This window comes from Variovorax sp. PBL-H6 (assembly GCF_901827155.1).
Taxonomy (GTDB): domain Bacteria; phylum Pseudomonadota; class Gammaproteobacteria; order Burkholderiales; family Burkholderiaceae_C; genus Variovorax.
In genome coordinates, this window is sequence record NZ_LR594659.1 from 3,742,020 (window position 1) to 3,762,421 (window position 20,402).

Below are 20,402 nucleotides of genomic sequence, written 5' to 3' on the forward strand. Positions count from 1 at the left end.
CATCGAGGCGCGCTGCCATGGCCTGCACCACCCATCCATCCTCAACGAAGGAGACATGCAATGAGCGAGACCCTGCAGCAGGAGCCCACCACTTGCATCACCGGTTCGAATGCCGCTTGCCGCGGCGCCGACCTGCGCACCAGGCTCGACGATACCTTGCATGACGTGCGTGCACAGTTCGGCGAGTTGCAGGACACGAGCTTGCGGAAGGCGCGCGAGGCCATGCGCTCCGCCGACGCGTCCGTCCACCAGCACCCCTACGGGGTACTTGCGGCCGTGGCGGTCACAGGCCTGCTCGTCGGCTTCCTGGCCGCCCGGCGCTGAGCTGTCCGGCTTCCTTTCGGGAAGTGGCCATGGCGGCCCGACCCTCGAAAGGCAAGCTGGACCGGCTGGCTCCACTGCCATGCTGTCCTTCGATCCCTGGCTCGCCGGCACGGTGGCAGCGCAAGTCGCCGCTGCCGGCCATGCCGATGGCGATGCCCTGACGGCACTTCGGGCGCGGCGCCTTGGCGAACTCGTCGAGTCCGCCGCAAACCGTTCTCCCTTCTATGGGCGTCTACTCGCGGGCCACCGTACCGGCCCCGTTCGTCTGACCGATCTGCCCATCCTGCACAAGAGTGAGCTGATGGCACATTTCGACGAATGGGTCACCGATCCGGAGGTGCGGCTGGAAGACCTGCGCCACTTCGTCTCGGACCCGGCATCGATCGGAATGCCCTTCGGGGACGACGCATACACCGTGTGGGAAAGTTCCGGCAGCAGCGGCGAACCGTGCATCTTCGTACAGGACCGCAAGGCCATGGCCGTCTACGATGCGCTGGAAGCGCTGCGCAGGCCACCGCTGCGGCCCTTGCGCCGCTGGATGGATCCGTGGTGCCTTGGCGAACGCATCGCCTTCGTTGGGGCGACAACCGGGCATTTCGCGAGCACGGTCTCGGTGGCGCGCCTGCAGCGGCTGAACCAAGTTCTCGCGCCGCGCCTCCACAATGTGTCCTTTCTTCAGCCCATGTCGCAGCTGGTTGAAGACTTGAACCGCATCGCTCCCACCGTGATTGCCACGTACCCGAGCGCAGCGGTGTTGCTGGCGCAAGAGCAGCTTGCCGGTCGCTTGCACATCGCGGCGCAGGAGGTATGGACCGGCGGCGAGGGTCTTTCCGACGCCATGCGACGACTCGTCGAGGCAGCCTTCCACTGTCCAGTCGCGAACAGCTACGGCGCGTCCGAATTCCTGTCGCTCGCCTTCGAGTGCCCCTTGGGCCACTTGCACCTGAACGGCGACTGGGCGATCCTCGAATCGGTGGACGACGAAGGGCGTGCCGTCCCGTGCGACACAGCGGGTGCAACGGTGCTTCTCACCAATCTCGCCAATCACCTGCAGCCGCTCATCCGCTACGACCTTGGTGACCGCGTGACGCTGCACACCGATCCGTGTCCCTGCGGATCGCATCTTCCTGTCATTGACGTGGAGGGCCGCTGCGACGAGACCCTCCAGCTCGGCCGCGGCCCCGGCCACCTCGTCTCCCTTCTTCCGCTGGCCCTGAGCACGGTCCTGGAGAGCGAAGCCGGCTTGTTCGACTTTCAACTGGTGCAGGAGGGGCCGTCCGAGCTCCTGCTGCGCACCAGCCTGCACGGCGCAGACGCCGCGGCCGCGCTGGAACACGGCCGCGGTGCGCTCGAGGTCTTCCTGCGCGCCCAGGGCGCGCAAGGAATTCGTATCCGTTGCCGAAGCGCGGAGCCCGCACTGTACGGCCGCAGCGGCAAGGTCCAGCGGGTCATCGCGGCACCACAGTGGCGCGCAATCCTCCTGGGCGAACGGAGCCGGCCACCCCACGTGCGTGAATGTTGATACAGCGCAAGCGCCGCGATGCGCCTGCAGCGAACAATGAACCGGCTCGTCGACCTGGCCGACGGCGGGCAAGTTCAAGACGGCCGACGAACGAGGGAAAGCCATGTACCAACATATTCTGGTTCCGCTGGACGGCAGTGCCACCGCCGAGCGCGGCCTGCGCGAAGCCATACGGCTCGCCGCCGAGCAGAAGAGCAAGCTGCGCCTGTTGCACGTCATCGATGACTTTCCGATGCTCATGGAGATGTCGGCGGTCTCCAGCTTCGACGCGTCGATGCGCAAGGTTCGCGAGTACGGCCAGGAGGTGCTGTCCAAGGCACAGGCCGCAGCCGCTGCGGCCGATGTTCAGGCGGAGACGGTTCTGCGGGAGGTGACGCAAGGCCGCATCGCGGATGTCGTGATCGACGAGGCGCGCAGCTCGAGCTGCGACCTGATCGTCATGGGCACGCATGGGCGGCGCGGCTTCAGCAGGCTGGCGCTCGGCAGCGACGCCGATCTGGTGGTGCGGCAGAGCCGGGTACCCGTCCTGCTGCTACGTGAAGATCCGGAACAGTCCTGACGCGCACCGAACCGTGCGACAGCCACGCCAATTCCTCTGCGCCCTCGCCTGCGCCTGCCTGCTCTATGGCTGCGCCATCAGTCCGGCACAGGTCCCGCCGGCAAGCAGCGAATCCTCCGCCCGGCAGGCGACGGCGTTCTCGACGCTGGTCGCGAGCCGCAGCGCGACGGTGGTGGACATCAGCACCCTGCGCATCGGGCGCGATGAGAGCGAAGGCGACATGGGCCTGGAGTTCGCGCCGGAGAACGATTTCGCGGACCGGCTTGCCTGGCCCCTTCCGGCGAGCGCGAGGATCAGCCAGATCCGCGATCTGGCCTCGGGCATCATCGTCTCCAGCGACGGGCTCATCCTCACCAGCGCGCATGTCGTCAGCCAGGTCGACGAGGCGCAGATCCGCCTGGACGACGGGCGCCGATTCACGGCCCGTCTGGTCGGCAGCGATCGGCAGACCGATGTCGCGTTGCTGAAGATCGACGCAGAGGGGCTTCCGGTTGCGGTCATCGGCGATTCGTCGCAGCTGTTGACGGGCGATTGGGTCGCAGCCATCGGCGCACCGTTCGGGTTTCATGGAACCGTTACCACCGGCGTGGTGAGTGCCAAGGATCGACTCATCGCAGGCGCCGGCGAGATCCCGTTCATCCAGACCGATGTCGCGATCAATCCAGGCAGCTCCGGCAGTCCGCTATTCAACAGCCGGGGCGAAGTGGTGGCGATCAACTCCATGATCTACAGCGGCAGCGGCGGCTACATGGGCCTTTCGTTCGCAGTGCCGATCAATCTCGCCATGGCCATTGCGGCTCAGTTGCGCACCACCGGCTCCGTGCGCCGGGCACACCTTGGCGCCGAGCTCCAGGAAATGACGCCCCTGCTGGCCGAGTCGTTCGGCCTTGCGCGATCGAGCGGCGCACTGGTCGTCAACGTGGACCCGGACAGTCCCGCCCGGCGCGCGGGGCTGGCGGCCGGCGACATCGTGACTGCGATCGACGGCGCGCGCTTGGCGCATTTCTCCGAGTTGCTGCAGCAGATTGCCGGGCGAACACCCGGCACGCGGAGTCGACTCGAGCTCTGGCGCCGCGGCGAGACGCACACGATCTGGGTCACCCTTTCCGAGCAGCCGGGCGCACGGCTCCCCTCACCCGTCAACACCGAGCCCCCATGGAACGATGGCCTGGGCCTGAGTCTCGGGGAGCTCTCCGCCGGAACGCGCCAGCAGCTTCGCATCGACGCCGGGCTGCTGGTGCGCGAATCAAGCGGGCTCGCCCGCAGCGAGGGCATCCGGGCGGGCGACCTGATCATCGCCATCAATGACCAGCGCCTCGAACGCGTGGACGACTTCCGGCAGGCCCTGTCGCACGTGAAAACGGGCCGGACCGTCGCATTGCTCGTCATGCGCGATCGCCGCCTGGCCTACGTGCCGGTCAAGATTTCCACACGGGCCGTGCCGCGCTGATCGGCCAGGCGCGCCCGCGGCCCCTTGCGCTTGGCCTGAAGCAAGGGCTGTCGACCTCCCGGGGACGAACATCAGCGCCGCGGTGCGGACCCCCGTGGGTCAAGCGCTTCAATCGCGAATGGGAGCCGGTGAGGGTCAAGTCCTACGCCGACCACCCGGCCAAAGGACGATCTCAGGTGATCGGCGTCGCCGCCGGCGCGCACGATCGGCACCAACCCAAGGATCCGGAAGTGCGTCCAGGACCGGTCCGCGACCATGCCATCCGAACCTTCGGCGCGCATGACGCCGCTGCCCGTGCGGACGCGCCACACCAGTCCCTGCGGCGCGGCCAGCAACTGCTCCGCCTGCATGGGCTGGTAGTGCGGCTCTTCCTTCGTGCCGAGCGACAGCTCGCCTTCCATCGTGATCTCCACGACCGAACCGAGCCGAGCCCCGGGCTCGATGGCGAACAGGAAGAAGCGGCGCGCGGGCTCCGGCAGGCCAGCCACCATGGCCGGATCGAAGCGGCCGGCGACCGGACCCACCGTGGAGGCGAGCTGCGCCCAGGCTGCGCGCACCTGTTTCTCGTCGGTGCATCGGCGGGCCAACTGCCGACCCGCGAGCGTTATGGCGGCGATTCCGGTGAGCAGGAGTATTCGCTTGATCATGTGACCCCGCTTGCGCCGGCCGACAGGCAGGAAGGCGCCGAAGGCACTCAAGGCTTGCGCACCTCCACACGACGGCCTTCGCTGACCGTCGGCGGCGGATGGATGATGACGCCCTGGCGACTGAAATGAAAAGTTCGGTGCGGCAAACCGCGTCCCGCCCTCGTCAAGGTACCAGCACGATCTTCCCCGGCGTTCCTCCACGGTCGAGCAGTTCGTGCACGCGGCGCGCGTCCGTCAACGCGAAGGAGGTGATCGTCGGCGCACGCACCCGGCCCTCGGCCATGAGCGCGATGGCGGATTCCATCAAGCCGCGTCGCTGGCTCGCATCGGCATCGATGGCATGGATGGAGAAGGTGCGCACGGCCAGGCTCCTGCCCAGCAGCTTGCGAAGTTCCTCGAACACATCGCCCGTCGGCGGCCCGTTGACGATGTTGTAGGAAACCACCATGCCGCAGGGCGCCAACGCGCGCAGACACGCAATGAAGAGGTCGCCGCCGAGATGATCGAAGGCAAGGTCGACGCCACGGCCGTCCGTCAGCTGCATGACCTTCTCGGTCAGGCCCTGCGGATGGCTCTCGATCACCTCGTGCGCGCCGTTGGCCAGCGCGAAGCTTCTCTTCTCCTGTGTCGAGGCGGTCCCGATGACATGCAGCCCACGGTCGCGCGCCACCTGCACGAGCGCAGTGGCCACGCCGCCGGCGGCACCGGGAACCAGAATGGATTTCGCCGGCAGGTTGCCGTTGCTCGACAACATCGCCAGCGCCAGTTGGAAGTTGCCAAGGCAGACGGCCTGCTCGAAGCCGATCGCGTCGGGCAACACGAAGGGTGCGGCCGCGGGCACGCAGATCGCTTCGGCATAGCACCCGCCGCGCTGCGCCAGTTCACGCGCACTCACGAGCACCCGCTGTCCGACCTGGAGAGCGCTCACGCCGGGCCCGATCGCGTCGACGATGCCTGCCATTTCGTTGCCCGGGATCGCCGGCATCGGCGGCATCCATTTGTAGGTGCCGTTGCGGATCAGAACGTCGGGGCCGCCCGCTCCGATCGCCATGGCCTTGATCCGCACCTCGCCCGCCTGGGGCTGCGGCAGGGGCAGCTCGACGAGCTGCAGCACGTCGGGCCCGCCGGGTGCCTGCAATTGGATGGCCTTCATGGTGAACCTCGATGGCGGATGGTGTCAGCGCTGTCCGTCATGGACGGACACCTGGTCCTTGGTGAGCCCGCCCAGCCGCGCGTGCACCCGCCCACCGGTGCCCATGACCAGCGCGAACAGGATCTCGTTGGGGCGCGGCGCATCCTGCATGCCGATCTCCATCGAGTTGTAGTGGCTGCGCACGTAGGCGGCATGGATGTAGTGCAGCGGCACCATGAGCCTGTAGCCCGCGGCCGCCACTGCCTTGGACGACGGGACGATGGCCTTCGGCTCGCCCAGCACCTCGCGCATGGCCCAGCCACCGGCCTCGTGCCAAACGGCCCCGTGCTCCAACTCGCCGTTGACGCCGACGATCGCCGCCTTGCTGTAGACCTCGATCTTGTCGCGCCCGAGCACCTCGACCAGCTCGGTGGCCAGCAGCATGCCCAGCGATCGCAGCTCGGCCATGAAGGGCATCAGATCCGGCTCGTACCGGCCTGCATAGGGGTTGCGGACGACGGCGCACGCCGCCGCCAGCTTGAGCGGTGTCTCCGGAGGCGGCCCGCCCTCGTGGAAGGTGGTCTCGATGGCAAGACTGCGCTTGCGGATTTCGATCATGGACATGAAAACCTCATTGCCTTGGAATGTGTGCATCGTTCACGAGGGCGGTCCAGCGCTTGAACTCGGCAGCGACCATCGTGGTCATCTCCTCGGGCGTGCTGCCGCGCGCTTCACCACCCATGTCTTCCAGCCGCGCGCGGACGGCGGGCACCTGCAGGGCCTTGAGCGTCTCGGCGCGCAGGCGCTCGACCACCGGCCGTGGTGTGCCGGCCGGCGCCATGAGGCCGGCCCAGGAGCGCACGTCGTAGCCTGGTACGCCCTGCTCCGCGACCGTCGGGAGCTCCGGCATCGCACTCCAGCGCTCGGCGCCCGTGGTCGCCAGCGCCCTCAGCTTCCCGCCCTTGATGTTGGCCATCACGGCCGTGGGCGGCGCGATGATCATGGGCACCTCGCCACCGAGCAGCGCCGTGACGGAGCCCGCATCCCCGCGATAGGGGACGTGCAGCATCTCCACCTTGGCGCTGCGCACCAGCAGCTCGACGGCAAGATGATGGGTCGAGCCAATGCCGGCGGTGCCATAGGAGACGCCACGCGAATCGCTGCGGGCGGCGGAGAGCAGTTCCGAAAGACTCTTGTAGGGCGAATCGGCCCGAACCACCAGCAGGAAGGGGAAGAAGGTGACGGTGGAGACCATCTGGAAGTCCGACACGGTCTGGTAATTGAGCTTGTTGTAGAGAGCTCCCGCCACGGCATGGCCGCCAGTCGCCAGCAGCAGCGTGTAGCCGTCGGGCCGGGCGCGCGCCACCGTCCCCGAAGCGATGGTGCCGCCCGCCCCTGTCTGGGCCTCGACGACGATGGGCTGGCCGAGACCCTTGGTCATCTCGGCGCCGACCACCCGGGCGATCGTGTCCGCATTGCCGCCGGCCGCGAAGCCCTGGTAGATCTTGATCGGCTTGTCCGGGAAATCCTGGGCGGAAGCCATGAAGGGTGCCGCGCAGGCCAGGGTCAGGCCCGCGGTGACGAAATGTCTGCGCCGCATGATGCTTGTCTCCGAATGTTGTCTTGTCTGGAAAAGGACCGCCGCAAGGGTGTGGCGCTCCGGCGGAAGAACTCAGTCCTGCTGCACGATCGGGTTGCGCAGCACGCCAATGCCTTCGATCTCGACCTCGCAGACGTCGCCGGGCTTCATGAAGCGCTGGGGCTTGCGGCTCCAGCCCACGCCCGCAGGCGTGCCGGTGGCGATCACGTCGCCGGGCACGAGGGTGAAGATGGTGGAGGCGTAGGCGATCAGCTTCGGGACGCTGAAGATCATGTGGCCCGTGTGGCTGCTCTGCACCACTTCGCCGTTCAGGCGAGTCTCCAGCTTGAGCGCGCGGCCAGGCTCGATCTCGTCGGCCGTCACCATCCAGGGACCGAAGCCACCGGTGGATTCGAAGTTCTTGCCGGACGCGATCTGCTTCGCGTGGAACTGCCATTCGCGCACGCTGCCATCGTTGTAGCAGGAGTACCCCGCCACATGATCGAAGGCATCGGCCTCGGCGATGTTGCGACCGCTCTTGCCGATGATGACCGCGAGCTCGCCTTCCCAGTCCAGCGATTCCGACACATGCGGCCGAACGATGGGCGCGTTGTGCGCGCATTGCGAGCGCCAGACGCGCAGGAAGATCGGCGGTTGCTCCGAAAGCTCGCGCTGCATGCCCGCGGCCAGGACCTCCTGATGGTGGTCCATGTAGTTGCGCACGGCACAGACGACCTTCTCAGGGCGCGGAATCACCGGCAGGAACGCGATGTCTGCGAGCTTGGCGTCGACTGACCGGCCTTCGACATGCTGGGCAGCATTGCGGTACTCGCCCGAGGCGATGTAGTCGGCAAGACTCGCATGGTGGGGATACGCCTTTCCAAGGTCGACGACGCCGTCGCCGACGACGGCGCCCCAGGTCTCGCGGCCTTGGTGGACAAATGACAAAAGCTTCATGGGAACTCCAGTTGAAGTCGTGGATCGAGAAAGACTGACGCGAACGTCAGGCGGGATACGAGGCGTGCGCAGTCGACTGCGATTCGAACTGCGACTGCCATTGCGCAAGCGGCATGAAGGTGGGATCACGCCGGCACGCCTCTTCGGTCTCGCGCATCAGCGTCTCGTCGTCCTTGGAGAGATCGAGCGGATCGCCGTGAGGCTGTGCCACGTAGAAAGGCGTGTCGACATAGATCTCCACCGTGTTGCCTTCCGGGTCGCGCATGTAGACGGACAGGGCATTGCCATGGTTCAAGCCCCGGATCTCGGTGGCACCTCGCACGGCCGCGCGTGCCGAGACATCGCGCAGATGCTGGATGCTGGGCACGACGAAGGAGATCTGCATCACGGTGCTGAACTTCGCGTCGGCCGGCCGGCCCGATGCCAGGACCAACTGGTGGTGCTGATCGGGGCTGGCGCTGGTGAAGACCAGCTCGTTCCTGAAGGTACGGCCCACGCCCCGATCGGTGATCGTGAGATCGAAGGTCTCGGTGTAGAAGGCCACCATCCGCTCCAGGTCGGTGACGTAGATGCCGAAGTGCGAAGGCGTGGGTCGCGTGACGTTGAGCATGCTGTCTCCCTAGGACTGCGCCGACGCCTTGAGCGCGGCCAGGACGTTTCGCTGCGTGCTGAGGATGTGTTCTTCCAAGAGGGCGCACGCCGTGTCCGCATCGCGGCGCAGGGTCGCGTCCATGATCTTTCGATGCTCGTTCGACTTGCGCCGCGCCGACCGGCGAAAGCGTGCCGAGAACCGCCTGTACCGCTCGGCCTGATCGAAGAGACTGCCGCCCCACGCGCGCTGGCGCTCGGAGGGGCAAGCCGCCACCAGAGCCAGGTGAAAGGCGCGATGCAGGTCCGACCAGTTGTCGTCGAGCACCACGGGGCCGTCGTTGAGGCGGGACTCGACCTTCTCCAGGCGGTGGAATGCGGCCAGGATGGCGGCCTCCCAACCGTCGTCGCCATGCGCAATCGAATCGCGCAGTGCCGGGATGTCGATCAGCAGCCGCATGCGCGTGATGTCGGCCAGATCTTCTGCGGAGATTGCCGCCACCCGGAAGCCACGGCGTTCGTCGGCGCGGACCAGACCCTCCTGCGCCAGGCGGTTGAGTGCCTCGCGCAAGGGGCTGCTGGAATAGCCGTAAGAGGCCTGGAGCTCATCGAGCTTGAGCTTGGCGCCGGCATCATAGGTGCAGCCCAGCACGTCCCGCCGCAAGCGCACGAAGGCCTGCTCGGCGAGCGGCGGTTCGTAGTTGAGTTGCTCTTGTTTGTGCATGGAGCTGATTTTATGCATAAACTCAGTTTTTTTGGAAGAAAGAATTTGCATGCACGATCGTGCCTCCGCGACCCTGCCCCGACTGCTCGCCATTTCAGGCAGCATCCGGCGCGAATCGAACTGCACCGCTGTTCTTCGCAGCCTCCAGGCACTGCTGCCTGATTCGGCATCCGTCGAACTCTTTGCGCTGGACGAGATCCCGCTCTACAACGCCGACCTTGATGGGGCCACGCCGCCTCCTGCCGTGGTCAAGCTCAAGCAGGCCATCTCGCAAGCCGACGGACTCGTGCTGTGCTCGCCCGAATACAACTACGGGATGCCTGGTGTGCTGAAGAACGCGATCGACTGGGCCTCCCGCCCGGGATTCGCTTCACCGCTGAAGGGCAAGCCGGCGCTCGTCATCACCGCCTCGCCCGGTACATCCGGAGGCGTGCGCGCGCAGGCGCAAATCCGGGATGCTCTGGCCGCCACGCTGGCGCGGCCGGTGGTGCGGCAGCATGTCGCGATCGCGAACGTCGCTGCACAGATCCGCGATGGCCGGCTCGTCCATGAGCCCACGCTCGATTTCGTGAAGGCCGCTCTCCATGACCTCCTCGATGAAATCGCGCTCCTGAGCGGTGCGGCCCGCCGATCCGGACGCGCCGAATGACTGCGCGGTGATCGGGTTACATCGGATACTGCAGGGAGAGCGCCCGCGATGCGCTCGCCAAGAGGCGTCGGGCACGCTCCGCCACCGCCTCCGCGGTAAGGCCGAACAGCTTGAAGAGTTCACCCGCCGGTGCGGACTCTCCGAAGCAGTCGAGTCCCACCACGTCGCCGTGCTCGCCCACGTATTTCCACCACAGGCCGGTGCTGCCGGCTTCCACCGCGAGCCGCGGCAGGTGGCGTGGAATCACGGCGTTGCGCCAATCCGCATGCTGGCGCTCGAACACATCCATGCACGGCACCGACACCACGCGGGCCGCGATTCCCTCATCTTCCAGCAGGGCCGCGGCCGCCAGCGCGACGCCGACCTCCGAGCCGCTCGCCAGCAACGCGACGCACTCTGCTTCCGGGCGCTGGAGCACGTAGGCGCCCCGTGCGATGGATTCGATGCGCTCGGTGCCTCCACCGGAATGCGGCAGAGCCTGGCGCGTCAGCAGCAGACAGCTGGGCCCATCGACGCGGCGCAGCGCCTGCCGCCAGGCCACCGCCGTCTCGGTGGCGTCGGCCGGGCGCCAGACATCCACATGCGGGATCAGGCGAAGGCTGGAGGCATGCTCCACGGGCTGATGCGTCGGCCCGTCCTCGCCCAGGCCGATCGAGTCGTGCGTGAAGACGTAGATGACCGGCAGCTTCATCAAGGCCGACATGCGCACGCCGTTGCGCGCGTAGTCGGAGAAGGTCAGGAAGGTGCCGCCGAAGGGGCGCAGCCCGCCGTGCAGCGCCAGCCCGTTCATGATGGCCGCCATGCCGAACTCGCGCACGCCGTAATGCACGTGGTTGCCCGTGCCCGCGCCCTTGAGCGGGCGATGCCCTTTCCAGTCCGTCAGGTTCGATCCGGTGAGGTCGGCCGAGCCGCCGATCAGTTCCGGCATGGCGGGTGCGACCTGGTCGAGCACCTGCTGCGAAGCCTTGCGCGTCGCAACCGCAGCGCGCTGCTGTTCCGCCCGCAATGCCGCAGAGGCCAGCTCCGCCTCGACCTCCGCGGTGAGCGGCGCGTCGATGCGATGCCGCCGCAGCAGCTCGCGCGCGAGCGCCGGATATTCCTGTGAATAGGCGTCGAAGCGTGCCTGCCATTGCGAGTGCAGCAATGCGCCGGACTCACGCGCCGACCAGGCTTGTGCGATCTCGGCGGGCACCTCGAAGGGTGCAGCGTTCCAACCCAGCGCCTGTCGCGTGAGAGCGATCTCGGCTTCGCCCAGTGCCTCCCCGTGTGCCTTGGCCGTGCCGGCGCGGTTCGGCGAGCCCTGGCCGATGCGCGTCTTGCAGCACACGAGCACAGGGCGGTCGGCGGCAACCGCCCGGTCGATCGCTGCATCCAGTGCCTGCGCGTCATGTCCATCGACGTCGCGCAGCACGGTCCAGCCGTAGGCTTCGAAGCGGCCAGGCGTGTCGTCGTTGAACCAGCCGCTGACCTCGCCATCGATGGAGATGCCGTTGTCGTCGTAGAAGGCCACCAGCTTGTTCAGCCGCCATGTGCCTGCCAGCGAACAGGCCTCGTGGCTGATGCCTTCCATCAGGCAGCCATCGCCGAGGAACACATAGGTGCGGTGGTCGATCACGCCATGGCCGGGCCTGTTGAACTCCGCAGCCAGCAGCTTCTCCGCCAGCGCCATGCCCACGGCATTGCCGATGCCCTGCCCCAGCGGCCCGGTGGTGGTCTCGACGCCCGGCGTGACGCCCACCTCGGGATGCCCCGGCGTGCGCGAATGCAGTTGGCGAAAGCGCCGCAGTTCCTCCATGGGAAGCGCATGGCCGCTCAGGTGGAGCAGCGCATACAGCAGCATCGAGCCGTGTCCGTTGGAGACGACGAAGCGGTCGCGGTCGATCCACCGCGGGTGCGCCGGATCGTGGCGCAGGCGATGCCGCCACAAGGCCTCGGCAATGTCGGCCATGCCCATCGGCATGCCCGGATGGCCCGAGTTGGCGGCCTGCACGGCATCCATGGCCAGTGCGCGAATGGCATTGGCGCACTGCCTGCGCAAGACGAGGTTGTCAGCCGTCATGACGAAGCTCCTGATGAAAGTCCAGCCCCACTAAATGGCATACGCCTTCTTCCGCCGCTCCACCAGGCGCAGGATCATCGGCGTGAAGATCAGCTGCATCGCGAGCTCCATCTTTCCGCCCGGCACCACCAGCGTGTTGGCGCGCGACATGAAGGAGTCGTGCAGCATGCTCAGGAGATAGGGAAAGTCGAAGCCCGCCGGGTTGGCGAAGCGGATCACCACCAGGCTCTCGTCAGGGCTCGGGATGGTCCGCGCGATGAACGGATCGGAGGTGTCGACCACCGGCACCCGCTGGAAATTCATGTGGGTGCGCGTGAACTGAGGGCAGATGTAGTGCACGTACTCATGCATGCGCCGCAGGATCACGTCGGTCACGGCCTCGGTCGAGTACCCACGAGTGCTCTTGTCGCGCTGCAGCTTCTGGATCCATTCGAGGTTGATCACCGGCACCACGCCGATCAGCAGGTCGACATGGCGCGCGATGTCGACCTTCCCGGTGGTCACGCCGCCGTGGAGGCCTTCGTAGAACAGCAGTTCGCTCGACGGCAGCGTTTCCCACGGCGTGAAGGTCCCGGGCTCCTGCTCGCAGGGCGCCGCCTCCTGAGCGTCGTGCAGGTACTTCCGGCTGCGGCCGACGCCCGCCTCGCCGTAGTCGCGAAACAGTGCTTCGAGTTCGGCGAACAGGTTCGCGTCTTCCCCGAAATGGCTGAAGTTCCGGTTGCCGGCCGCCTCTGCCTCCGCCATCGCCACCTTCATCGTGTTCCGGTCGTAGCGGTGGAAGCTGTCGCCCTCGACGATGGCTGCCTGGATGCTTTCACGGCGGAAGATGTTCTCGAAGGTTCGCGTGACGGAGGTGGTGCCGGCGCCGGAGGAGCCGGTGATCGCAACGATGGGATGTTTGGCTGACATGGTGGCCTCGAGAATGAAGAATTCTTGCGGTCGGCGGCGCTTCTCTCAGCCCGCGGTCGCGAACAGGCCGCGCTTGCCGAACAATGGCGCGCGGTAGGTGTCCTGCGGCGCCTCGGCGTGGTAGGCCTCCACGCGCGCGACCTCTTCCGACGATCCGAACACCAGCCCGATGCGCTGGTGGATCGATTCGGGCTCGACCGTCATCAGGCGGCGGCGGCCGGTGCTCGCCATGCCACCGGCCTGCTCGATCAGGAAGGAGATCGGATTGGCCTCGTAGAGCAGGCGCAGGCGCCCCGCACGGCCCGACTCCTTGCTGTCTCGCGGATACATGAACACGCCGCCACGCATCAGGATGCGGTGCGTCTCTGCCACGAGCGAGGCGATCCAGCGCATGTTGAAGTCGATGCCCCGCGGGCCTTCGCCGCCGGCCAGGCATTCATCGACATAGCGCTTCACCGCCGGTTCCCAGAAGCGGCTGTTCGACGCGTTGATGGCGAACTCGCGGGTCCGCGCGGGAATGCGCAGGTTCGGATGGCTCAGCACCCATTCGCCCAGTTGCGGATCGAGCGTGAACGCGTGCGTGCCGTTGCCGAGGGTCAGCACCAGCATGGTCGAGGGCCCGTAGATCGCGTAGCCGGCACCGACCTGCTCCGTGCCAGGCTGCAGGAAGTCCTCCGGCCTGGCGTCCCGCTGCGGCGTGGGCGCGCGCAGGATCGAGAAGATGCTGCCCACCGCCACGTTGACGTCCGTGTTGGACGAGCCATCCAGCGGATCGAACAGCAGCAGGTACTTGCCCCGCGGCTGCTGCTGCGGCGGCAGGTAGGGCGCCTCCATTTCCTCCGACACCATGCCCGCCACGTGGCCGCCCCACTCGTTCGCGCGCAGGAACATGTCGTTGCTCAGGATGTCGAGCGTCTTCTGCTCCTCGCCCTGCACGTTCCGGCTGCTGGCGCTGCCGAGGATGTCCCCGAGCGCACCCAATGCCACCTTTCGCGAGATCGCCTTGCACGCAAGCGACACATCGGTAATGACGGCGTTGAGTGCGCCCGTGGCAGCCGGATGGCGGCGGCGTTCCTCGATGATGTACTGGGTCAGCGTGGCCTTGCCTGCGATTGGCATGTCGATCTCCTGGTTCTAATGATTCGTTGCCTCGCTGCGCACGCCGCGCACGCCGCGCGATCCCAGCGCCGCGAGCAGCAGTTGTTGCGGCGTCTCGACGCGCCATGCTCGCGGCGGCAGTGCCTTCGCGATGGCATGCCCGCCATAGCCCCATGCGACCAGTGCGGCCGGGCATCCGGCGGCCTGCGCGGCGAGCAGGTCGGGCGGCGCGTCGCCGACCATCAGCAAGCGCTCAGGCGCCACGCCCAGCCGCTGCGCGGCGGCCAGCAGCAGAAAGGGTGCGGGCTTGCGCTGGTCGGCTGCATCGGCGCCATGAACTCCGCTCAGGCAGGGCAGCAACCCGGCCGCACGCAGCACGGCGCGTGCCAGGGCTGTCGGCTTGTTGGTGACCACCACCATCGGCAGCCTCCGGGCCAGTCCGGCGACGAGTTCGGCGATGCCGTGGAAGACGCCGCCGGATTGCAGAGGCGCAGCCAGCGTGTACGCATCGAAGGTCTTGCGCAGCTGCGCGTGCATCGCTTCGTCGGGGTCGATTTCATGCCGGCACAGCGCTTGCGCGATCAGCGCGTCAGGGCCGTCGCCGATCCATGCGCGCACGGTGTCCAGGTCGAAATGCGCAAGGCCCGCCGCTTCGAGCGCGGCATTCAAGGCATGCCGGATGTCAGGGGCGCTGTCGACCAGCGTGCCGTCGAGGTCGAAGGCAATGGCTTCGATGGCCCGCAAATCCTTCATGCCGCGCTCCCAGCCAGCGCCCGCGTCCGGATGGCCTGGATCGCCTCGCGATAGCGCCCGCCGGCGAACACCGCCGAGCCCGCCACCAGCGTATCGGCCCCGGCCGCGCCGATGCGCTCGGCGTTGTCGGCCTTCACGCCGCCGTCGACCTCGAGCCAGATGTCGCGCCCGCTGGCGTCGATGCGCCGGCGTGCTGCCTCGATCTTCGGCAGCACGCTCTCGATGAAGCTCTGCCCGCCGAAACCGGGGTTGACCGACATCAGCAGCACCAGGTCGAGCTGCTCCAGCACATGGTCGAGCACCTGCAGCGGCGTGGCCGGGTTCAGAACGAGCCCGGCCTTGCAGCCGCTGGCCCGGATCAGACGGAGGGTCCGGTCCACGTGTTCGCTCGCCTCGGGATGGAACGAGATGATCGAGGCGCCGGCCTCGGCGAACATCGGGACCAGCGCGTCGACCGGCTTCACCATCAGGTGCACGTCGATCGGCACCGTGGCGTAGGGCCTGATGGCCTGGCAGACCAGCGGACCGATTGTCAGATTCGGGACATAGTGGTTGTCCATCACGTCGAAATGGATCAGGTCGGCACCGGCCTCGATGACCGCGCTCACCTCCTCGCCCAGGCGCGCGAAGTCGGCAGAGAGCAGGCTCGGTGCGATCCGGATGGTCTTCTCCTGCATCTCATTCCCCTCGGTAGAGTGCCTGCACGGCATTCACGGGCGGCACCGCGGTCGCGAGATGCGTGAGTTCGTCGACGCCGAGCCAGGCGGCCGACTGGAGTCGCTCGCCGGGTTCGCCATCGAGCGGCTGCTCCCTGTCGCCCAGGCTCGGCAGGACCAGGCCCGCACCGCTGAAGTCCCCGCCCTCGGTCCAGAACGTCGGCGTGACCAGCGTCCACAGCCCGGCAGCGAGCGCCGAGCGCAGTCCGTTGGCCGAGTCCTCGACGGCGATCGCCCGCTCCGGCGCCACGCCCATCGTGTCGAGCGCCAGCCGGTAGATGTCGGGTGCGGGCTTCTTCGCGCGGACCTGGTCGCCGCAGGCGATCACGTCGAACATCGACAGGCCGCACGGACCCAGCGTGGCCAGCAGCAAGGCGTCGATGTTCACCGCGGTCGTGGTGCTGGCGATCGCCAGGCGCAGCCCGGCGCCGATCGCCTCTTCGAGCAGGCGTGCCACGCCGGGACGCAGCGCGAGGCCACCCTGCAGCGCGATGCCGGTGTAGTGGCGCGTCTTGGCGGCATGGAGCTCGGGCACCTGCTCGCGCAGGCGCTTCTTCTCGGAGGCGCACAGGGCCAGGCCATCGATGTAGGCCCTCAGCCGCTCCTTGCCGCCCGTGACCGCGAGGAGGCTCCTGTATTCGGCGCGTTCCCACCGCCAGTCCAGCCCGAGCTCCCCGAAGGCCAGGTTGAAGGCGCGGCGATGCACCTCCTCGGTGTCGGCCAGGGTGCCGTCGACGTCGAACACGATCGCCTCGATGCTCATCGGAGTACCTCGACTTCTGCTGTCGTCGCGCCGGGACGCGCATCGAACACGCGGCTCGCCAGGATGTCCTGCGCCTGCAGCGTGCAGAGCTGCTCGCGCGTCAGGGCCTCTTCGCTGCCGAACAGCCGCGTGGCGTGGCGCAGCCGGATGCGGTCCAGCGCATTGCGCACCGATCGCGCGTTGGCGAAATGCGGCTGCCCCCGGCGCAGGCTCACATAGCGCGCGAAGCTCGACACCGCGCCATCGTCGAAGCTGTAGTTCAGCCGCTGCAGCATCAGCTGCGCGATCTGCATCAGCTCGGCCTCGCTGTAGTCCGGGAAGTCGATGTGGTGCGCAATGCGCGAGGCCATTCCCGGATTGCTGCCGAAGAAGGTCTCCATGCGGTCCTTGTAGCCCGCGAGGATCACGACCAGGTCGTCGCGCTGGTTCTCCATCACCTGCAGCAGGATCTCGATCGACTCCTGTCCGTAGTCACGCTCGTTCTCCGGCCGGTAGAGGTAGTAGGCCTCGTCGATGAACAGCACGCCGCCCATGGCCTTCTTGATCACTTCGCGGGTCTTGGGCGCCGTGTGGCCGATGAACTGGCCGACCAGGTCGTCGCGCGTCACCGCCACCAGGTGCCCCTTGCGAACGTAGCCCAGCTGCCTGAGCACCTCGGCCATGCGCATCGCCACCGTCGTCTTGCCAGTGCCCGGATTGCCGGTGAAGGACATGTGCAGCGAAGGCGGCTGCGATTGCAGCCCCTGCGCCTGGCGCAGCTTGTCGATCAGGAGCAGCGCGGCGATGTCGCGAATGCGGCCTTTCACCGGCGCCAGGCCGACCAGCTCGGCATCGAGCTGGTCGAGCAGCGTCTTGACGCCCGAGGCCTCGAAGAGCTGCCTCGGCGCGGTGGCGGTGTCTGGGGTCTGGGCGGCGTCCATGCGGGTGCCTTGCGTCTCAGGCCGGCCTCAGTACCGCGCGCCTTCGGGCCGCGCCTGGACGGCGTAGCTCTCGATGCTGTAGCGGATGGTGCGGCCCGGCTCCTCGGTGCGGATCAGGCGGAAGCCCGGCTCGTTGCCCGGCCGGTTGACGATGAAGGACATCACCACCGACTCGGTCCCGTGGGTCGAGTCGAAGGCCGTCACCCGGATGTACTGCAGCCCGAAGGTCTTGCGGCAGGCCGCGAGCTCGAGCATGACGCCGGCCGCGTCCTGGATGTCGAACATCGGATTGCCGAACATCTCCCAGAAGGTGTTGCGCGGGTGCGGGTCGTCGGTGTACTCGATGCCGATCGCCCAGCCCTTGTCGAGGCAGTACTCGACCTGGCGCTTGATCTGCTCGTCGCTCAGGTCGGGCAGGAACGAAAAGGTGCCTTGCGTGATTCGCATGTCTGTCTCTCCGGGTGAATCGGTTCAGGCCACCGACGGCGTCGGCACGTAGTCGGACGTGTCTGTCGACGCGTAGTTGAAGGTGATCTCGCCCCAGGTGTCGAGCGCGGCTGCCAATGGGGTGCACCACCGGGCCGCGTCGCGCAGGATCTGCGGCCCCTCGTTGGCGATGTCGCGGCCCTCGTTGCGGGCCAGCACCATGGCTTCGAGCGCCACGCGGTTCGCGGTCGCCCCGGCCTGGATGCCTTGCGGATGCCCGATGGTGCCGCCGCCGAACTGCAGCACCACGTCGTCGCCGAAGAGGTCCAGCAGCTGGTGCATCTGGCCCGCGTGGATGCCGCCCGAGGCCACCGGCATCACCTTGCGCAGCGCGCCCCAGTCCTGGTCGAAGTAGATGCCCCGCGGCAGGTCCACCTGGGTGTGCGTGTCGCGGCAGACGTTGTAGTAGCCCTGCACCGTCATCGGGTCGCCCTCGAGCTTGCCGACGGCCGTGCCCGCATGGATGTGGTCCACCCCCGCCATGCGCATCCACTTGGCAATGACGCGGAAGCTCACGCCATGGTTCTTCTGCCGCGTGTAGGTGCCGTGGCCGGCACGGTGCAGGTGCAGGATCATGTCGTTCTGGCGGCACCAGTGGCTCATCGACTGGATGGCGGTGTAGCCGATCACCAGGTCCACCATCACGATCACGGAGCCGAGCTCCTTGGCGAACTGCGCACGGCGGTACATCTCTTCCATCGTGCCGGCCGTGACGTTCAGGTAGCTGCCCTTGACCTCGCCGGTGGCCGCGCTCGCCTTGTTCACCGCATCCATCACGAACAGGAAGCGATCGCGCCAGTGCATGAAAGGCTGCGAGTTGATGTTCTCGTCGTCCTTCATGAAGTCCAGCCCGCCGCGCAGTCCCTCGTACACCACCCGCCCGTAGTTGCGCCCGGACAGGCCCAGCTTCGGCTTGGTCGTCGCGCCCAGCAGCGGCCGGCCGAACTTGTCGAGCCGCTCGCGCTCCACCACGATGCCGGTGGGGGGGCCGGAGAAGGTCTTGATGTAGGCCACCGGAAACTTCATGTCTTCCAGCCGGGCGGCCTTCAGCGGCTTGAAGCTGAAGACGTTGCCGATGATGGAGGCCGTCACGTTGGTGATCGAGCCCTCCTCGAACAGCGACAGGTCGTAGGCCACGTAGCAGAAGTACTGGCCCGGGTTGTTCGGCACCGGCTCGACCTTGTAGGCCTTGGCGCGGTACATGTCGCAGGCGGTGAGCCGGTCGGTCCACACCACCGTCCAGGTCGCGGTCGACGATTCGCCTGCCACTGCCGCCGCGGCCTCGACGGCATCCACACCTTCCTGCGGCGTGATGCGGAACAGCGCGAGGATGTCGGTGTCCCTGGGCTGGTAGTCGCCGTCCCAGTAGCCCATCTGCGCATACTTCAGCACGCCGGCCGAGTAGCGCTTCTTGGCGTCGGTGATCTGGATCGCTTCGTTCATGTTGCCCATGGGGTTCGCCTCTCGAGATGAATGGGTTCGTGCTGTCGGTGAGAAGAATGTAGGCCGCTGGAACGATTAGGAAAAATTAAAACTTTTGACATTGACATGTTGCAAACCTAATATCGTTCGATGCCTCTTACCAAGCACGCGAGCTTTCGCCAGCTCGCCACCTTCCATGCGGTGGCCCGGCTCGGCAGCGTGTCGCTGGCGGCCGACGAGATGCATCTCACGCAGCCTGCGGTGTCGATCCAGATCGGCACGCTCGAGGAATCGGCCGGCACGCCGCTGCTGCAGCGCACCGGACGGGGCATCCGGCTGACCGAAGCCGGCGAGCTGCTCGCTGCCTATGCGGGGCGCATCCTCGACCTGTGGCGCGAGGCCGGCGAAGAAATGGCCACGCTGCAGGGCGTCTTCTCCGGAACGCTGCGCGTCGGCGCCATCACGACGGCCGAGTACCTGCTGCCGCCGATGCTGGTGAACTTCGCCAAGGAGCATCCGAAGGTCAAGGTCAAGCTCCAGGTCGGCAACCGCGACGAGATCGTGCGCATGCTTGCGGGCCAGGAAATCGACGTCGCGATCATGGGCCGCCCGCCCGCCGAGCTGAAGACCGATTCAAGTGCCTTCGCCAAGCACCCGATGGCCTTTCTCGCGGCGCCCGGACATCCGCTGATGTCTGCGGCCAAGCCCAGCCTCGCGCTGCTCTCCGAGACGCGCATGCTGGTGCGCGAGCGCGGCTCGGGCACGCGCACCACGGTCGAGCGCTTCTTCAAGGACAACGGACTGCCGCTGCGCATCGGCTCCGAGCTGTCGAGCAACGAGGCCATCAAGCAGATGTGCGCCGCCGGCTTCGGCATCGCCTTCCTGTCGATGCACACCTGCGTGCTCGAGATGAACGCGGGCCTGCTGGCGCTCCTGCCGGTGCCCGGCAATCCGATCGTGCGCGACTGGTACGTCATGCACCTCGCGTCGCGCCAGCTGCCGCAGGTCGCGCTGGCCTTCGAGGACTATCTTCGCGCGCAGGGCCAGGCACAGATCCAGCATCAGCTCGGCCAGCTGCCGCCGGCGCGCCAACCTGCGCGAAAACTTGCGCGCAAGCGCAGCGCCGCACGCACCTGAGCCCGCGA

22 protein-coding genes are annotated in these 20,402 nt (G+C 67.2%); 6 read left to right on the plus strand and 16 right to left on the minus strand.

Annotated elements, in window-relative coordinates:
- The first annotated feature begins 60 nt into the window (after nt 1-60).
- The 4 genes from G3W89_RS17665 to G3W89_RS17680 all read left to right on the plus strand — a co-directional run bounded on the left by G3W89_RS17665 (nt 61) and on the right by G3W89_RS17680 (nt 3,855).
- Nucleotides 61-324: a DUF883 family protein gene (locus G3W89_RS17665; protein WP_162575399.1), complete on the plus strand. Its 264-nt coding sequence runs from the start codon at nt 61-63 to the stop codon at nt 322-324.
- A gap of 79 nt (nt 325-403) precedes the next feature.
- On the plus strand, nt 404-1,846 hold the full coding sequence (locus G3W89_RS17670) for a phenylacetate--CoA ligase family protein (RefSeq protein ID WP_197893567.1): 1,443 nt from the start codon (nt 404-406) through the stop codon (nt 1,844-1,846).
- Nucleotides 1,847-1,949: 103 nt separating this feature from the next.
- A complete protein-coding gene (locus G3W89_RS17675) occupies nt 1,950-2,405 on the plus strand; it encodes a universal stress protein (RefSeq protein ID WP_162575400.1) in 456 nt (151 codons plus the stop codon).
- Nucleotides 2,406-2,418: 13 nt separating this feature from the next.
- The gene (locus G3W89_RS17680; RefSeq protein WP_232076600.1) at nt 2,419-3,855 is read left to right on the plus strand and encodes a trypsin-like peptidase domain-containing protein; all 1,437 of its coding nucleotides are present in this window, start codon (nt 2,419-2,421) and stop codon (nt 3,853-3,855) included.
- 71 nt (nt 3,856-3,926) lie between these two features.
- On the opposite strand, the gene G3W89_RS17685 is transcribed toward G3W89_RS17680, so the two are convergent.
- From G3W89_RS17685 to G3W89_RS17715, 7 genes are all read right to left on the minus strand, one after another.
- Nucleotides 3,927-4,553 (minus strand): DUF6544 family protein, encoded by a 627-nt coding sequence (locus G3W89_RS17685; RefSeq protein ID WP_162575402.1) that lies wholly within the window; start codon nt 4,551-4,553, stop codon nt 3,927-3,929.
- Between the two features lie 112 nt (nt 4,554-4,665).
- A complete protein-coding gene (locus G3W89_RS17690; protein ID WP_162575403.1) occupies nt 4,666-5,655 on the minus strand; it encodes a zinc-dependent alcohol dehydrogenase family protein in 990 nt (329 codons plus the stop codon).
- 24 nt (nt 5,656-5,679) lie between these two features.
- Nucleotides 5,680-6,258, minus strand: coding sequence for an amino acid synthesis family protein (locus G3W89_RS17695; protein WP_162575404.1), 579 nt, complete (start codon nt 6,256-6,258; stop codon nt 5,680-5,682).
- Between the two features lie 7 nt (nt 6,259-6,265).
- Entirely contained in the window at nt 6,266-7,234 is a 969-nt protein-coding gene (locus tag G3W89_RS17700; RefSeq protein ID WP_162575405.1) for a Bug family tripartite tricarboxylate transporter substrate binding protein, read from the minus strand.
- 72 nt (nt 7,235-7,306) lie between these two features.
- Nucleotides 7,307-8,170: a fumarylacetoacetate hydrolase family protein gene (locus G3W89_RS17705; RefSeq protein ID WP_162575406.1), complete on the minus strand. Its 864-nt coding sequence runs from the start codon at nt 8,168-8,170 to the stop codon at nt 7,307-7,309.
- 46 nt (nt 8,171-8,216) lie between these two features.
- Entirely contained in the window at nt 8,217-8,780 is a 564-nt protein-coding gene (locus tag G3W89_RS17710; protein WP_162575407.1) for a VOC family protein, read from the minus strand.
- Between the two features lie 9 nt (nt 8,781-8,789).
- Nucleotides 8,790-9,500, minus strand: coding sequence for a GntR family transcriptional regulator (locus G3W89_RS17715; RefSeq protein ID WP_162577531.1), 711 nt, complete (start codon nt 9,498-9,500; stop codon nt 8,790-8,792).
- 31 nt (nt 9,501-9,531) lie between these two features.
- Here G3W89_RS17715 and G3W89_RS17720 point away from each other — a divergent pair, with 31 nt between their 5' ends.
- On the plus strand, nt 9,532-10,131 hold the full coding sequence (locus G3W89_RS17720; RefSeq protein WP_162575408.1) for an NADPH-dependent FMN reductase: 600 nt from the start codon (nt 9,532-9,534) through the stop codon (nt 10,129-10,131).
- A gap of 16 nt (nt 10,132-10,147) precedes the next feature.
- Here the strand turns inward: G3W89_RS17720 and tkt are convergent, their stop codons facing one another.
- The 9 genes from tkt to G3W89_RS17765 are packed head-to-tail and all read right to left on the minus strand — an operon-like array spanning nt 10,148 to nt 19,287.
- Complete coding sequence (gene tkt, locus G3W89_RS17725) at nt 10,148-12,190, minus strand: transketolase (protein ID WP_162575409.1); 2,043 nt, start codon at nt 12,188-12,190, stop codon at nt 10,148-10,150.
- Between the two features lie 30 nt (nt 12,191-12,220).
- Nucleotides 12,221-13,099 (minus strand): phosphoribulokinase, encoded by an 879-nt coding sequence (locus tag G3W89_RS17730; protein ID WP_162575410.1) that lies wholly within the window; start codon nt 13,097-13,099, stop codon nt 12,221-12,223.
- Between the two features lie 45 nt (nt 13,100-13,144).
- Nucleotides 13,145-14,218 (minus strand): class 1 fructose-bisphosphatase, encoded by a 1,074-nt coding sequence (locus G3W89_RS17735; RefSeq protein ID WP_162575411.1) that lies wholly within the window; start codon nt 14,216-14,218, stop codon nt 13,145-13,147.
- 15 nt (nt 14,219-14,233) lie between these two features.
- Complete coding sequence (locus G3W89_RS17740) at nt 14,234-14,950, minus strand: HAD family hydrolase (protein ID WP_162575412.1); 717 nt, start codon at nt 14,948-14,950, stop codon at nt 14,234-14,236.
- Entirely contained in the window at nt 14,947-15,627 is a 681-nt protein-coding gene (gene rpe, locus G3W89_RS17745) for a ribulose-phosphate 3-epimerase (RefSeq protein ID WP_162575413.1), read from the minus strand. The genes G3W89_RS17740 and rpe overlap by 4 nt, the downstream gene beginning before the upstream one ends.
- 1 nt (nt 15,628) lies before the next feature.
- Nucleotides 15,629-16,429 carry an HAD-IA family hydrolase gene (locus G3W89_RS17750; RefSeq protein WP_162575414.1) on the minus strand — a complete coding sequence of 267 codons (801 nt, stop codon included), beginning with the start codon at nt 16,427-16,429 and terminating at the stop codon, nt 15,629-15,631.
- On the minus strand, nt 16,426-17,349 hold the full coding sequence (cbbX, locus tag G3W89_RS17755; protein ID WP_162575415.1) for a CbbX protein: 924 nt from the start codon (nt 17,347-17,349) through the stop codon (nt 16,426-16,428). Before cbbX ends, G3W89_RS17750 begins: the two co-directional genes overlap by 4 nt.
- Before the next feature lie 27 nt (nt 17,350-17,376).
- Nucleotides 17,377-17,796 carry a ribulose bisphosphate carboxylase small subunit gene (locus G3W89_RS17760; protein WP_162575416.1) on the minus strand — a complete coding sequence of 140 codons (420 nt, stop codon included), beginning with the start codon at nt 17,794-17,796 and terminating at the stop codon, nt 17,377-17,379.
- A gap of 24 nt (nt 17,797-17,820) precedes the next feature.
- Complete coding sequence (locus G3W89_RS17765) at nt 17,821-19,287, minus strand: form I ribulose bisphosphate carboxylase large subunit (RefSeq protein WP_162575417.1); 1,467 nt, start codon at nt 19,285-19,287, stop codon at nt 17,821-17,823.
- A 120-nt stretch (nt 19,288-19,407) separates the two neighbouring features.
- Here G3W89_RS17765 and G3W89_RS17770 point away from each other — a divergent pair, with 120 nt between their 5' ends.
- Nucleotides 19,408-20,394: a LysR family transcriptional regulator gene (locus G3W89_RS17770; RefSeq protein WP_162575418.1), complete on the plus strand. Its 987-nt coding sequence runs from the start codon at nt 19,408-19,410 to the stop codon at nt 20,392-20,394.
- The last annotated feature ends 8 nt before the right edge of the window (nt 20,395-20,402 follow it).

What these genes read in the sequence shown, in the direction of transcription:
- G3W89_RS17665 (WP_162575399.1), top strand. Translation starts at nt 61, where the DNA reads ATGAGCGAGACCCTGCAGCAGGAGCCCACCACTTGCATCACCGGTTCG.
- G3W89_RS17670 (WP_197893567.1), top strand. Translation starts at nt 404, where the DNA reads ATGCTGTCCTTCGATCCCTGGCTCGCCGGCACGGTGGCAGCGCAAGTC.
- G3W89_RS17675 (WP_162575400.1), top strand. Translation starts at nt 1,950, where the DNA reads ATGTACCAACATATTCTGGTTCCGCTGGACGGCAGTGCCACCGCCGAG.
- G3W89_RS17690 (WP_162575403.1), bottom strand. Translation starts at nt 5,655, where the DNA reads ATGAAGGCCATCCAATTGCAGGCACCCGGCGGGCCCGACGTGCTGCAG.
- G3W89_RS17695 (WP_162575404.1), bottom strand. Translation starts at nt 6,258, where the DNA reads ATGTCCATGATCGAAATCCGCAAGCGCAGTCTTGCCATCGAGACCACC.
- G3W89_RS17700 (WP_162575405.1), bottom strand. Translation starts at nt 7,234, where the DNA reads ATGCGGCGCAGACATTTCGTCACCGCGGGCCTGACCCTGGCCTGCGCG.
- G3W89_RS17705 (WP_162575406.1), bottom strand. Translation starts at nt 8,170, where the DNA reads ATGAAGCTTTTGTCATTTGTCCACCAAGGCCGCGAGACCTGGGGCGCC.
- G3W89_RS17710 (WP_162575407.1), bottom strand. Translation starts at nt 8,780, where the DNA reads ATGCTCAACGTCACGCGACCCACGCCTTCGCACTTCGGCATCTACGTC.
- G3W89_RS17715 (WP_162577531.1), bottom strand. Translation starts at nt 9,500, where the DNA reads ATGCATAAAATCAGCTCCATGCACAAACAAGAGCAACTCAACTACGAA.
- G3W89_RS17720 (WP_162575408.1), top strand. Translation starts at nt 9,532, where the DNA reads ATGCACGATCGTGCCTCCGCGACCCTGCCCCGACTGCTCGCCATTTCA.
- tkt (WP_162575409.1), bottom strand. Translation starts at nt 12,190, where the DNA reads ATGACGGCTGACAACCTCGTCTTGCGCAGGCAGTGCGCCAATGCCATT.
- G3W89_RS17730 (WP_162575410.1), bottom strand. Translation starts at nt 13,099, where the DNA reads ATGTCAGCCAAACATCCCATCGTTGCGATCACCGGCTCCTCCGGCGCC.
- G3W89_RS17735 (WP_162575411.1), bottom strand. Translation starts at nt 14,218, where the DNA reads ATGCCAATCGCAGGCAAGGCCACGCTGACCCAGTACATCATCGAGGAA.
- G3W89_RS17740 (WP_162575412.1), bottom strand. Translation starts at nt 14,950, where the DNA reads ATGAAGGATTTGCGGGCCATCGAAGCCATTGCCTTCGACCTCGACGGC.
- rpe (WP_162575413.1), bottom strand. Translation starts at nt 15,627, where the DNA reads ATGCAGGAGAAGACCATCCGGATCGCACCGAGCCTGCTCTCTGCCGAC.
- G3W89_RS17750 (WP_162575414.1), bottom strand. Translation starts at nt 16,429, where the DNA reads ATGAGCATCGAGGCGATCGTGTTCGACGTCGACGGCACCCTGGCCGAC.
- cbbX (WP_162575415.1), bottom strand. Translation starts at nt 17,349, where the DNA reads ATGGACGCCGCCCAGACCCCAGACACCGCCACCGCGCCGAGGCAGCTC.
- G3W89_RS17760 (WP_162575416.1), bottom strand. Translation starts at nt 17,796, where the DNA reads ATGCGAATCACGCAAGGCACCTTTTCGTTCCTGCCCGACCTGAGCGAC.
- G3W89_RS17765 (WP_162575417.1), bottom strand. Translation starts at nt 19,287, where the DNA reads ATGGGCAACATGAACGAAGCGATCCAGATCACCGACGCCAAGAAGCGC.
- G3W89_RS17770 (WP_162575418.1), top strand. Translation starts at nt 19,408, where the DNA reads ATGCCTCTTACCAAGCACGCGAGCTTTCGCCAGCTCGCCACCTTCCAT.